Below are 13,235 nucleotides of genomic sequence, written 5' to 3'. Positions count from 1 at the left end.
GCGAGTTGGTGTGAGCATTAAATTTAAGGGGTCGTATTATAGAGTGTTCGGTGATAAGGATCACACCTTATTTTCTACATCTTTAGATAAAACGCCTTTGTTAGCTGAACAAAGTCACTGCTATAGCCGCCATTATCATGAATGGTTAATGCTGAGTGAACCACAGGGATGGATACTTTACCTAATTGAATCAGTAGCCTAGATACCTCTTTGCGCTCAGTTGGTTTAACTTGGCAAAGACGTTGTAGTGACCAACCTTGCTGCTTGGCTAGCGCAATAAATATATCCCCTTCTACTTTAGGTAGCACAAAGCTAGCGTAGCCGTGATCGGTTAATAGATCCCAGCAGCGCTTGAGCAAATCTTGATGGCTTAAGCTAGTAGTATGTCTGGCGGTTGCTCGGCTGATATTTTGCGCTTGTTCACCGCTATTAAAGTAAGGAGGGTTGCAGATTATGCAATCAAACGTGCTATCAAACGAATAAGTCAGCACATCTCCACAGTGAAGCTCGATACGATCATGCCAGGGAGAATGGGTAAAATTGTATTGCGCCGCTTCCACAGCATGATTGTCTATCTCAATCGCATCAATGCGTAAAGATAGTTTACGTTGAGCACTCATTAGACTCAGTAGCCCAGTACCAGTACCTATGTCGAGTAAGGTTTTAGGGTTCTCCAGTTCTGCCCAAGCACCCAACAACACTCCGTCGGTGCTGACAGGCATCCCCGAGTATCTTCCCGAGACGCTAAATTGTTTAAATTCAAAACTTTTTGTCTTTTTCATAAAAAATTATGTTTATCGGTCAATGTTCGATTTTTAAGTTAAATGATCTGTTGTTAATAAATTGTTTGGATTTTTGTTCTGATTGTTTTTTATTTGTAGTGCTTATTGATTAGTTAATTGGCCTGGTTATTTTTATTGATGTAGTGATATATGCTGCATTTGTGACGATATTTTGAATTTATATGGCGTTTTAAGTCGATGACTTGCTACTGAATCAGGATTTCGTCATTATGCGCGCCTAAATTTTATAGAGTGGACATCTATTTGTACTGCTCAACAAACACAACATCGATTAAATAATAATGAAAGGGTCTACAGTGAATCAGACTTTAAAATTAACAGATATTATTGCGGTAGGCTTTATGCTTTTCGCATTCTTTTTAGGTGCAGGTAACATCATATTCCCTCCATTGGCAGGTCAGCTTGCTGGTGAGAATTTATTGCCGGCGATGGCAGGTTTCCTTTTAACTGCGGTAGGTCTTCCTCTAATTACCATCGTTGCTATTGCAGTTGCTGGTGGCTCTTGGGATCACTTGACTAAAGATCTGCCGAAACGTGCGGCTATGACCATCGCGATACTGATCTTTATTATTATTGGCCCTGCTTTTGCTGCTCCAAGAACTGGGTTAGCGGCTTATGAGATGGCAATCAAACCATTTTTCGTCGAGGCGACGCAATCGCATTTGACCATCTTTTCCATACTGTTTTTTGCAGTAGCAATGTCTTTCTCGTGGTCTCAAGGCAAGCTTATCGATGTCATCGGTAAGGTGCTAACTCCTGTTCTTTGCCTGGGACTAATTACACTTGCAGTTGCTGTATTTATTGACCCTCAAGGTGAAATTGTCGCTGCTCATGGAGAGTACTTAACTCATCCACTGCAGAAAGGTTTCCTTGAAGGTTACAACACGATGGATACTTTTGCTTCATTGATGTTCGGCGCTTTAATGGTTGATGCTTTAAAACGCAAAGGTATTACTGAGCAAAAAGCAACGTCTAAGTATTTAATTAGCGCTGCGTGTATTGCAGCCGTTGGTCTGACGATTGTTTATGTAGCACTGTTTTACTTGGGTGCAACCAGTGCGGCTGTTGCATCAGGTGCAGACAATGGTGGTGTGATCCTTAGCCTATATGTTCAGTCTCTTTTTGGTCCATATGGTCAGTCTGCTTTGTCTATTATCGTGCTACTTGCTTGTTTAACGACGGCGATTGGCCTTATCTCTGCTTGCTCTGATTTCTTTAGCTCGTTGACTCCTATTTCTTATAAAGGCTGGGTGATCATCAATGGTATCGCGTGTGCAACCGTCGCTAATGTAGGGCTGTCTCAATTGATTGCTTTATCTGTGCCGGCATTATTTGCTTTATATCCGGTGGCTATTGCGCTAGTGGCATTGACCTTCTTACGTAAGAAACTACCAAACCCTAAAGCGGCATACCGCGTAGTGATCCTAGTGTCTTTAATGTTTGCTTTGATTGATGCAGCTAAAGTTGCTGGCGTTGACGTGTCTGCATTCAACATGTTGCCGCTATTTAATATCGGTATGGGTTGGTTGTTACCGACCGTTGTAGCGATGATTGCGATGATGTTCGTCGGCAAAGCAGAACAACCTGCAATCGCAGAAGAAACTGCATAATAACTCAGTAAACCTGAATCATTGATCCCCTGTCACGTAAGGCGTGGCAGGGGATTTTTTATATCGGTGGATTTTTATTCGCCAATAAAAAATTCCTGTATCTTCGTCACACTTTTGAGTACAATTCTTCGGTTAAATTCTACTCATAAATGTTGAGCAAACATGTTTGAAATCAATCCTATTAAAAACCGCCTAAAGGACGTGTCTGAGTGCACTAATGTCCTGAGGGGGTACCTTTGACTATGACGCTAAGCAAGAGCGTCTAGAAGAAGTCAACGCAGAACTAGAACAGCCGGATGTATGGAACGAGCCTGAGCGTGCGCAAGCGCTAGGTAAAGAACGTTCTTCATTGGAAGCGGTTGTTGAAACGATTGATCAACTTGAGCAAGGTGTCGAAGACGTTGAAGGTCTTTTAGAGCTTGCTGTTGAAGAAGAAGATCAAGAGACGTTTGACGAGATCGAACCAGAATTGGCAGAACTTGAAGCGAAACTTGAGAAGCTTGAATTCCGTCGTATGTTCTCTGGCGACCATGACTCATCGGATTGCTACATTGACCTGCAGTCTGGTTCTGGTGGTACAGAAGCGCAAGACTGGACATCAATGATGCTACGTATGTACCTACGTTGGGCTGAAGCGAAAGGCTTTAAGACCGAGGTTATCGAAGTATCAGAAGGTGAAGTTGCTGGCCTTAAAGGCGCGACAGTCAAGATCTCTGGTGAGTACGCTTACGGTTGGTTACGTACTGAGACCGGTGTTCACCGCCTTGTTCGTAAGTCTCCATTCGATTCTAGTGGTCGTCGCCATACGTCGTTTGCTTCTGCGTTTATTTACCCAGAGATTGATGACAACATCCAGATCGATATTAACCCTTCGGATCTTCGTATTGATGTTTACCGCGCATCTGGCGCGGGTGGTCAGCACGTAAACACCACTGAATCTGCGGTACGTATTACCCACGTACCAACCAATACTGTGGTTCAGTGCCAGAATGACCGTTCTCAGCATAAGAACAAAGACCAAGCGATGAAGCAGCTTCGCGCTAAGTTATTTGAATTAGAGATTCAAAAGCAAAATGCTGAGAAGCAAGCCAATGAAGATGCGAAGTCTGATATCGGTTGGGGTAGCCAGATTCGTTCTTACGTTCTGGATGACTCACGTATTAAAGATTTACGTACTGGCGTTGAAAACCGCAATACTCAAGCGGTTCTTGACGGCGATCTAGACAAATTTATTGAAGCTAGCCTGAAATCAGGTCTTTAAGCTTTTCACCGAAAAAACTATTTTTCATATAGCAAGACAGGATACATCGAAAATGACTGATGCTGTTCAAAACGAAAACGTACAAGAAGGCTCTCTCCCTGAAGAGAACAAGCTAATTGCTGAGCGCCGCGCTAAACTGGATCATATCCGTCAGGGCTGCAAAGCAAATGGTCACCCAAATGACTTCCGTCGTGACGCACTAGCGGGCGACCTTCAAAAAGAGTTCGGTGAAAAGACTAAGGAAGAGCTGGAAGAGCTAAATCATGTAGTTGCAATTGCAGGTCGTGTAATGGCTAAGCGTGGTCCTTTCCTTGCGATTCAAGAAACATCGGGTCGTATCCAAGCATACGCAGCGAAAGATGTACAAAAAGAGCTGAAAGAAAAGTACCAAGGTCTAGATATCGGTGACATCATCGGTGTTAAAGGTGCGCTTCATAAGTCAGGTAAAGGCGATCTTTACGTGAACATGGAATCTTACGAGCTGCTAACTAAAGCACTTCGTCCACTTCCAGAGAAGTTCCACGGTCTAACTGACCAAGAGATGCGCTACCGTCAGCGTTACGTTGACCTAATCGTGAACCAAGATTCGCGTGAAGCATTCATCATTCGTTCTAAGCTTGTATCGGCTATCCGTAACTTCATGAGCTCAAAAGGCTACCTAGAAGTTGAAACACCAATGATGCACGTGATCCCAGGTGGTGCAACGGCTCGTCCATTCATCACACACCACAATGCACTAGATATCGACATGTACCTACGTGTTGCTCCAGAGCTTTACTTGAAGCGTCTAGTAGTGGGTGGCTTTGACCGTGTATTCGAGATCAACCGTAACTTCCGTAACGAAGGTCTATCACCACGCCATAACCCAGAATTCACTATGATGGAATTCTACCAAGCGTACTCTGATTACAAAGATCTAATGGTTCTGACTGAAGAGATGCTAAGCACAGTAGCGATGGATGTTCTTGGTTCAACATCTATGCCTTACGGTGATGAGACGGTTGAGTTTGGTGGTAAGTATGCGCGTCTAAGCATGTTCGATGCTATTAAGCAGTACAACCCTGATCACGCTGAAATTCAAGCGCTGACAGAAGCCGATCTACAAGACCGTGACAAGATGGTAGCAATTGCTAAGTCTGTACACGTTGAAGTCGAGTCTTTCTGGACATGTGGTCAGCTTCTTGAAGAGATCTTTGGTGAAACAGCTGAGCCTCAGCTAATTCAACCAACTTTCATCACTGGTTACCCAGCGGACATCTCTCCACTGGCTCGCCGTAGCGATGATAACCCGTTCTTCACTGACCGCTTTGAGTTCTTCATCGGTGGCCGTGAAGTTGCAAACGGCTTCTCAGAGCTTAACGATGCACAAGACCAAGATGAGCGTTTCAAAGCGCAAGTGAATGCAAAAGATGCAGGTGATGACGAAGCAATGTACTACGATGCAGACTACATTACTGCACTAGAACACGGCTTACCGCCAACGGCTGGTCAAGGTATTGGTATTGACCGCCTAGCGATGCTATTCACAAACACGCACACTATCCGTGACGTGATCCTATTCCCAGCGATGCGCCCACAAGCGTAAGTGCTGAAATAGACCACTCTAAAAAGCCATCTTCGGATGGCTTTTTTATTGTCTAACAAATGATACCCTCGCAAAATATCATCCTGTAACTTACTGAAAACAAAAATAAAGCCGCAAATTTCTTTGAGACCACTCTCACTATGTATGGAAAAAGGTCGATTCAGCCACTAGTCTTATTATTGAGACAGACTCTCTGGTCGAGTCTCTATAATGTAACCACATAAGTTGTTATGTGCTTTTGTGCGCACATTATTTACGCTATCAATAATAAGGAACTAGCTTCATGGGTAGTCAATTCCGGATGGATTCCGTTCCAGGCTCTTTGGTTGTAGTTGGAGGAACCTATGAGCCCTGGCTTTCAGTCTTAGAGCAAGTTGGTTGGAGATGTACTCAGTGCGGCGATTTACGTAAAGCGGATGAACTGTTTACTGAAACGGGTCCTTGTATCGGCATTGTGGACTTGAGCCACGACGAGTTTAGCTTAAACGGAATTGCTAACTTGGTGAGCAAACATAAGCAGGTTCGCTGGTTAGCCTTTATTCGTGAGTCACAACTGAGCTCAGATACTATCTGCCAGTTTATCGTTAACTTTTGTATCGACTTTTTCACTGCTCCAATTCCTGATGCGCAGTTATTAAGCACCATTGGTCACCAGCTTGGTATGCTTAAGCTAGAGAAAAAAGTCTGGCCTCACTATGGCAATCAAAGTGATATGGGGTTAATCGGTGATTCGATGCCTGTTAAGCGTCTGCGTGACCAAATTAAGCGTATTGGACCTACTGATGTCAGCATTCTTATTTATGGTGAGAGTGGCACAGGTAAAGAGACGGTTGCTCGTGCGGTTCATCGCACCTCTGCGCGTGCCAATAAAGAATTTATCTCGGTCAACTGTCGCGCGATGTCTGAACGTCGTATCGAAAGTGACTTATTTGGTATTAACCGTGAAGACGCGTCAGAACCGTCAATCCTAGAAAAAGCGCACGGTGGTACGATTCTTCTCAATGATATTCTTACCTTACCTAAATCTCAGCAGTTTAACTTATTGCGCTTCTTACAAGAGGGCACCGTGGATACTGCATCAGGTCGTAAAGAAGTGGATGTACGCGTCCTTGCTGCAAACTCGGCAGATATTGAAAAAGCCCTAATTGATGGTGATTTCAATGAGGAGCTTTACCACTACATCAACGTGCTGAGAATTAACGTCCCGAGTTTGAAAGAGCGAGCAGGGGACATTGTTATCTTAGCGCGCCATTTCTTGCAGGAATATTCCAAAGAGTACAATGCTCAGGCTCGCAGCTTTACTGAAGAAGCAGCACGTGCACTGACTCGCTATCATTGGCCTGGTAACGTACGTGAATTGATGAACCAAATTAAGCGAGTGGTATTGATGTCAGATACCGTGATGCTTGATGAGGTCAACCTTGATCTACCAAAACGCAGTGACAGTCGCCGCAGCTTGAAGAGCATTCGTGAGCGTAGTGAAAGAGATGCACTGCTGTTGGTTTTGGAGTCTCATTCAGGTCAAGTGTCGATGGCGGCCAAAGAGTTGGGTGTTTCGCGTGCAACAATGTATCGTTTGTTAAACAAACATAACCTTATCTCAGATATACCAGCCTAGCTGATTGATTTGTCGATAAAAAGCCGCGCCATATCTTGCGCGGCTTTTTTATAAAATCAAGATTATCTGTCGGGAGTTGGATATTCCTTAGCTGAATATCTTATATCCAAAACATCGAAAAGGTTAATTCTAGGTAAAAAAATTGTTTTGGAATTTTATGCAATAAAGTGGTTGAAATATCACCTCTGATGCTTAGAATTTAACCATGAGCTCGGGCTCATACCCATCAAATTATTTTTGGATTAATACATTAGCTAGGAGGCGCACAATGAAACACATTACTGTTATCTGTGCGTCTGTCGATCAAACCATTCCTGCAATGGGTGCCAATAAGCACACCTCTGTTATGGCCGATCGAAAACTAGGTAATTTAGTGTAATTAATCCGTACCCTCTTAATTTTAATTGGCTGCGGAAAGGCAGCGAATTAAAAATCAATCTTTCTAGATTCGTTGATCTTTCCCCAGCATATACTCAACTGGAGAAAACTCATGAATCATTCTGTATATCTAAAGCTAGCCACCGTCTTAGTAAAGGCAGATCTTAAACGTGAAGAACGCGAATGGAAGCGAAAACTACGTCGCAGCACGTACGATATTCCATGGAACAATCCACATTTGCTAAAAGATATTGGCCTTGAACAAGATGGTCGTCCAATCGGTTTCAGCGAGCCTGATAGCGTTAAAGCCGAGCGTCGTATCCGCCATCTTCGTCGTGTACTCAGTGCGCGAATACTGACGTAACGAAAAGGGGCAGGTTGCTTCACCTGCCCCGAACTCAATTACTGCCTATGATTAGTTAGACAGTTTATGGGCAAGGGTTGGAGTAAGTCGTCCCAATCTCTTGAATCCCTTGAAGCAGCTCATCCGTTAAGACGACATCTAAACTATCAATATTTGATTTAAGTTGTTCAAGGTTTGTCGCTCCAATGATGTTGGATGCGACAAACGGCCTCTGATTGACAAACGCTAGCGCCATTTGAGCGGGATCTAAGCCATGCTCTCTTGCTAAATCAACATAGGCTCGTGTAGCTTGAATGCCTTGGGGCGTAAAATAACGTACGAAGCGTTCAAACAAAGAGCAGCGAGCACCTTCAGGGCGAGCCCCCTCTAAGTATTTACCACTTAGGCAGCCAAACGCCAGCGGGGAGTAGGCTAGCAGTTGAACCCCTTCATAGTGGCTGATTTCAGATAACCCGACTTCGAAGCTGCGATTGAGCAAATTGTATGGATTTTGAATCGAGACAATTCTAGGTAACTCGTGCTTTTCTGCGAGGCGCAATAAGGTCATTAAGCCCCAAGGCGTTTCATTAGACACGCCGATATAGCGAACTTTCCCCGCTTTGATAAGTTCAGCGAGCGCTTCCAAAGTTTCGATTAGCGTCACTTCTTCTTGTGAGTCTGGGTAAGGGTAATTGAGTTGACCAAAGCAGTTGGTTTGACGTTGAGGCCAGTGCAATTGATATAAGTCGATATAGTCGGTCTGTAAGCGTTTAAGGCTGTCATCAATGGCTAAGTGGATATTCTTCCTATCCAAGCTCATGTTATCTCGGATATACGGCACATTACGCGGACCAGCTACTTTCGTTGCGAGGACCACTTTCTCACGCTTGCCTGATTTTGCTAACCAATTACCGATATATTGCTCGGTCAATCCTTGCGTGGTCGCCTTTGGTGGAACCGGATACATTTCCGCGGTATCAATGAAATTTACACCACGCTCAAGGGCATAATCGAGTTGGCTAAAAGCTTCTTGCTCTGTGTTTTGCTCACCAAACGTCATCGTGCCAAGACAGATCTTACTTAGCTCAAGAGTCGAGTGAGGTAACTTATTGTATTGCATCGATCTTCCTTGTTATGGCTTTTGAAGTGATACCACTATAGGTGATCTTTCTTAGGTTAGAAAAGGTATCAGATAACAAATTCGCAAAATTTGATAAGTTGGCTAATACTGTTTTATGGAGGTGAATTATGCAAAAAAGTCAGTTAGATAAATGGATCCATGGACACCATAAAGACAGCTACCAGCCACCGAAGGTGTTTGTGATTGGTTGTTCCGATTTATCTCAGTATTTATTAGCCGTCGAATATAAACACAAGCTAGAGCCGATCAAAGTCGATGATGAACCGATCCATTTTGACTCGCTGGAGTTAGTGAAAGAAGAGCTATTACGGTTGGGAGTAGAGAGAGCTTATTTGCGTTTGCACAACGCCTATGATGAATTTGGTGTCGGCGATGGGCCGTTATACCACGATGTGGAACTGTCTCTGACGACGCATTAAATATAATGCTGCTCTAGAATACGAGCAGTAAATTGTGTTCTTAGGTAAAACCCTCTTGGGAGGGTTTTTATTGGTTTACCACTGGCCCCATACGCTTCGGTTAATACTCGGCTATTGGCCGCTTTGGGGCGCAATTGGAGCATTTCACCATGTCGGGCGTTGATCTGTTCGACACGGCCCAGCACGATCATTTCCATTAGCTCTTCCCAGTCCGTTTTTAGCTGCAGTTCTTCTTCTTCACTTGGTGACCAAATGAGTGGTGAACCGACGCGCCTTTCTGCTAAGGGAATCTCGCGCTCTCCTTCGACAGGAACCCATAAAACCCGAGACAGCTTATTTCTAACGTGACTGGTTTCCCATGTCAGCCCGTGTACACCGACTAAAGGGGCAACACAGACAAAGGTGGTTTCTAGAGGCTTTCCTGAATAACTAATTGGGATGGTTTTTAATTCGATCCCTAGCTGCTCAAAGTCTTGAGTTGGCTTGCTTCCTGCCGTTGCCCCTAAGTGCCATTCGAGCAGTTGACCAACCCAGCCTTTATCGCGGCGAAGATCTGGTGGAACCTCGATCTTTGCTTCATCAGCGAGTTCTTGAAAGCTAATGCCTGCAATGTTACTCGCTCGTTCAAGCAATTCTAGTTCTGACTGAGGTTCTGATTTCATGTGCCGTCGATTTATCTATGAATAGGGCGCTATTGTAGCGGAATCTATGCAAATTTCGAATCGACTAAGATTGATCGTTATGTGCAAAAGATCATCACTTAACGGGTTATCCACAGGCTAGGCAATAAAATAGTCTATATTTGTTAGTTATGTATAAATTAACAGTGATTTCTTGGTGATAAAATACTTGTTTTTTCAAGTTATTACTCAGTCCGTTGTAAGTCAGTGTGGATAAATGCAGTGTTGATTGATCTTTAACCGATCTGTGTGAGGCTTGTGTTTTTTAGATCTTATGCGTCAAATAATGTGTCGGCTTTCCTGTAATTTACTGTTTTAAAAGATATAATTTATTTTTCTTGGTGGCTGTAAATCCATCGCACTTCAAGCGTGTTCGTTTATTGATCACTTTCTCATTGATTCTTCACATAGTTATACACAGAAAAGGTGAATAAATGTGGGCTATGTCTCACATGCGTGTGAGTAACCTCTTATTTGATTAAAAGTTATTCATTATTTAAGAGGAAGGTAATATTTTTTGTGTGAGTCACACTAGTAAGTTTGCTCCTACTGGGGATATGTGGAAAAATCACTGTAATTAAGAATTTATTAGAGGTTGGCCAGTGATAGATGGCGATGGTTACCGCTTAAATGTGGGAATTGTAATCTGTAACAGCCATGGTCAGGTCTTCTGGGCAAAACGATACGGACAACACTCTTGGCAGTTCCCGCAAGGCGGAATTGATGAAGGTGAAACCCCTGAACAAGCAATGTACAGGGAGTTGTATGAAGAGGTTGGTCTTACTAAGAAAGATGTCAAAATCGTTGCGACAAGTCGTCACTGGTTAAGGTATAAACTACCAAAACGACTTGTACGTTGGGATTCTAAACCTGTTTGTATCGGCCAAAAACAGAAATGGTTTCTACTGCGCTTAGATTGTGATGAGTCACGGATCAATATGCAGCGAGGTAGTTCCCCTGAATTTGATGGTTGGCGTTGGGTAAGTTACTGGTATCCAGTGCGACAAGTGGTCTCTTTTAAGCGTGATGTATATCGACGCGCAATGAAAGAGTTTGCATCGATGGCGATGCCATTTAAAGAACGCAGAGTCAAAGGTAAACGTAAACACCGAAGAGGATAGACATGCTTTCTCAGCTAAGGGACATAGTTGAACAAGTATCTAAAGTAGATGAGGTTCATCAGGCTTTAGATATTCTAGTAAAGCAAACATGCAGTGCCATGAACACTGAGTGTTGTACTGTCTATCTGGCCAATGAAGAAATGCAGCGCTTAGAGTTAATGGCGACTCAGGGGCTGCGTTTCAAAGGTGACAAGATTCATATTCGTTTCAGTGAAGGTTTGGTTGGTTTAGTTAAACGTAGTGCTGAACCTTTGAATCTCGCTGAGGCGTCTAAACATCCCAAATTTAAATACTTCTCAGAGCTAGGTGAAGAGATTTACCAAAGCTTTCTCGGTACACCAATTATTTACCGCAAGCAGGTGCTTGGGGTATTGGTCGTCCAGCAAAAATCACCGCGCTTGTTTAATGAAATGGAAGAGTCCTTCTTGGTGACTCTTGCTGCTCAGCTTGCAGTTATCATTGCTCATGCGCAAACCCAAGGCCATTGGCGTTTAGAGAAAAAACAACAAGCGATCCGTGGTGTACCTGCCTCATCTGGGGTAGCAATTGGTGAGTTGTGGTGGGATGACACTCAACCAGATCTGTCAAATGTCTATCCTGCTTCCACGCTTGATGTCGAACGTGAACAAGAGTGGTTACTGCTGGCCATCGAAGAGGCGTTGGGCGATTTTCGTCGGATGCGCAAAAAATTAGACAGTGAAATTAACAAAGATGCACTGGCTATTTTTGACCTCTTTACTCACTTACTAAATGACCCGATGCTGCGCAAAGACTTAAAAGCGCAGATTCAAAAAGGGGATCGTGCTGACTGGGCGCTTCGTCAAGTGGTTGAGTCTTACTCCAACCGTTTTGCGCGCATGTCGGACGTTTACCTACGCGAACGAGCTCAAGACATTCGTGAATTGGGCCAGCGCTTATTGTTCTTTTTGCACAATACTGCACAAGATCGTCAGGTTATTGAAAAGCCAGTCATTCTGGTGGTTCGAGAGTTAACGGCAAGCTTGCTCGCCTCGGTACCCAAAGAGAAACTTCTCGCAGTGATCTCGCTTGAGGGCGCAGCCAATTCCCATGCTGCAATCTTATCCCGAGCGCTGGGGATTCCTGCTGTTATGGGCGCTAACCTTAATCCTAAAGTGATTAAGGGGAAGTTAGGTGTGGTCGATGGCTACAGCGGTAAGATCCTCATTTCGCCAAACAAACAGCTGTTACGTGAGTACCGTTCACTGGCCAATCAGGAACGAGAATTAGCCAAAAAGGTTAATCAACGCATCGAAGAGCCTGCGTTTACTAAAGATGGTGAGCGGGTCGAAGTGATGCTCAATGCCGGCTTAAGCGCCGATGCAAATATCGCTATCAACCAAGGTGTAGATGGGGTAGGGCTGTATCGAACGGAAATATCCTTCTTACTTCAGCATCGCTTTCCTTCTGAAGAAGAACAAACTCAGCAGTATCAAGCGGTAATGAACAGCTACCCCGATAAACGCGTGGTGATGCGTACCCTTGATGTTGGTGGTGATAAGGGACTGCCATATTTGCCAATCGAAGAAGACAACCCATTTTTGGGATGGCGTGGCATTCGCTTTACCTTAGACCACCCGGATATCTTCTTGATGCAGATTCGCGCTATGATGCGTGCCAGCGCCAGTCATCAAAACTTGAGTATTCTGTTGCCAATGGTGTCAGGTGCGCAGGAATTGGATGACGCAATTGAGCTGATAGAGCGCGCTTATGATGAAGTCTCTGAGCTTGACGAGCGTGTTCGTATGCCAGAGATCGGCGTGATGATTGAAGTGCCGTCGATGATTTACTTACTGCCATTGATTGCGAGTAAAGTTGATTTTGTTTCAATTGGTACCAATGACTTAACTCAATATCTCTTAGCTGTGGATCGCAACAATGCTCGAGTGGCCGATGTTTACGAATCCATGCACCCTTCAGTGATTATGGCGCTAAGTCATATTCATAAGAGCTGTCAGCAGCTGAAGCTGCCGGTTTGTATCTGTGGTGAATTGGCTGGTGATCCGATTGGTGCGCTACTTATGGTCGGTTTAGGCTACCGTAGCCTGAGTATGAATACCTCAAACGTGGCCAAAGTGAAATATCTGCTGCGCCATACTGACGTAAACGAACTTGAAGCTCTTGCTGACAAAGCGCTGATACAGCCTTATGGTCATGACATATATACTATGATGCAGACATTTTTCGAAGATAAGGGCTTTGCTGGCTTTATCCGTGCTGGTAATAAGTAAGGTTGTTTGTGTTAATTGAATTAGTTC

Annotated in this window: 11 protein-coding genes; 8 read left to right on the top strand and 3 right to left on the bottom strand. The window is 44.0% G+C overall.

Annotated features, from left to right (window positions below; all coding sequences use genetic code 11):
* Positions 1-74: 74 nt before the first annotated feature.
* Complete coding sequence (locus ELS82_RS13910; protein WP_167489320.1) at positions 75-782, bottom strand: tRNA1(Val) (adenine(37)-N6)-methyltransferase; 708 nt, start codon at positions 780-782, stop codon at positions 75-77.
* A 317-nt stretch (positions 783-1,099) separates the two neighbouring features.
* Between ELS82_RS13910 and brnQ the strand changes: the two genes are divergently transcribed.
* The 5 genes from brnQ to ELS82_RS13885 all read left to right on the top strand — a co-directional run bounded on the left by brnQ (position 1,100) and on the right by ELS82_RS13885 (position 7,619).
* On the top strand, positions 1,100-2,413 hold the full coding sequence (gene brnQ / locus ELS82_RS13905; protein WP_134836001.1) for a branched-chain amino acid transport system II carrier protein: 1,314 nt from the start codon (positions 1,100-1,102) through the stop codon (positions 2,411-2,413).
* A 162-nt stretch (positions 2,414-2,575) separates the two neighbouring features.
* Positions 2,576-3,674, top strand: a protein-coding gene (prfB, locus tag ELS82_RS13900; protein ID WP_134836000.1) for a peptide chain release factor 2 whose coding sequence is annotated in 2 segments (ribosomal slippage) — positions 2,576-2,650 and positions 2,652-3,674 — 1,098 coding nt in all. Because the reading frame shifts where the segments join, the coding sequence is not laid out codon by codon here.
* Between the two features lie 52 nt (positions 3,675-3,726).
* On the top strand, positions 3,727-5,259 hold the full coding sequence (gene lysS, locus ELS82_RS13895; protein WP_134835999.1) for a lysine--tRNA ligase: 1,533 nt from the start codon (positions 3,727-3,729) through the stop codon (positions 5,257-5,259).
* 283 nt (positions 5,260-5,542) lie between these two features.
* The gene (gene vpsR, locus ELS82_RS13890; RefSeq protein WP_134835998.1) at positions 5,543-6,877 is read left to right on the top strand and encodes a cyclic-di-GMP-binding transcriptional regulator VpsR; all 1,335 of its coding nucleotides are present in this window, start codon (positions 5,543-5,545) and stop codon (positions 6,875-6,877) included.
* A 490-nt stretch (positions 6,878-7,367) separates the two neighbouring features.
* Positions 7,368-7,619, top strand: a complete 252-nt coding sequence (locus tag ELS82_RS13885; RefSeq protein ID WP_134835997.1) for a DUF1127 domain-containing protein — start codon at positions 7,368-7,370, stop codon at positions 7,617-7,619.
* 64 nt (positions 7,620-7,683) lie between these two features.
* On the opposite strand, the gene ELS82_RS13880 is transcribed toward ELS82_RS13885, so the two are convergent.
* Complete coding sequence (locus ELS82_RS13880) at positions 7,684-8,718, bottom strand: NADP(H)-dependent aldo-keto reductase (RefSeq protein ID WP_134835996.1); 1,035 nt, start codon at positions 8,716-8,718, stop codon at positions 7,684-7,686.
* A gap of 128 nt (positions 8,719-8,846) precedes the next feature.
* On the opposite strand from ELS82_RS13880, the gene ELS82_RS13875 reads away from it, so the two are divergent.
* On the top strand, positions 8,847-9,158 hold the full coding sequence (locus ELS82_RS13875) for a DUF6482 family protein (RefSeq protein WP_134835995.1): 312 nt from the start codon (positions 8,847-8,849) through the stop codon (positions 9,156-9,158).
* Here the strand turns inward: ELS82_RS13875 and mutH are convergent.
* Entirely contained in the window at positions 9,155-9,820 is a 666-nt protein-coding gene (mutH, locus tag ELS82_RS13870) for a DNA mismatch repair endonuclease MutH (RefSeq protein WP_134835994.1), read from the bottom strand. The two genes, ELS82_RS13875 and mutH, sit on opposite strands and share 4 nt — an antisense overlap.
* Before the next feature lie 620 nt (positions 9,821-10,440).
* Between mutH and rppH the strand changes: the two genes are divergently transcribed.
* Together rppH and ptsP are read left to right on the top strand one after the other, a co-directional pair.
* Positions 10,441-10,959: an RNA pyrophosphohydrolase gene (rppH, locus tag ELS82_RS13865; RefSeq protein WP_006878813.1), complete on the top strand. Its 519-nt coding sequence runs from the start codon at positions 10,441-10,443 to the stop codon at positions 10,957-10,959.
* 2 nt (positions 10,960-10,961) lie between these two features.
* Positions 10,962-13,208 carry a phosphoenolpyruvate--protein phosphotransferase gene (gene ptsP / locus ELS82_RS13860; protein WP_134835993.1) on the top strand — a complete coding sequence of 749 codons (2,247 nt, stop codon included), beginning with the start codon at positions 10,962-10,964 and terminating at the stop codon, positions 13,206-13,208.
* The last annotated feature ends 27 nt before the right edge of the window (positions 13,209-13,235 follow it).

The sequence above is a fragment of the Vibrio ouci genome, assembly GCF_004551525.1.
GTDB lineage: Bacteria > Pseudomonadota > Gammaproteobacteria > Enterobacterales > Vibrionaceae > Vibrio > Vibrio ouci.
This window is presented reverse-complemented; position numbering and strand designations above follow the sequence as displayed.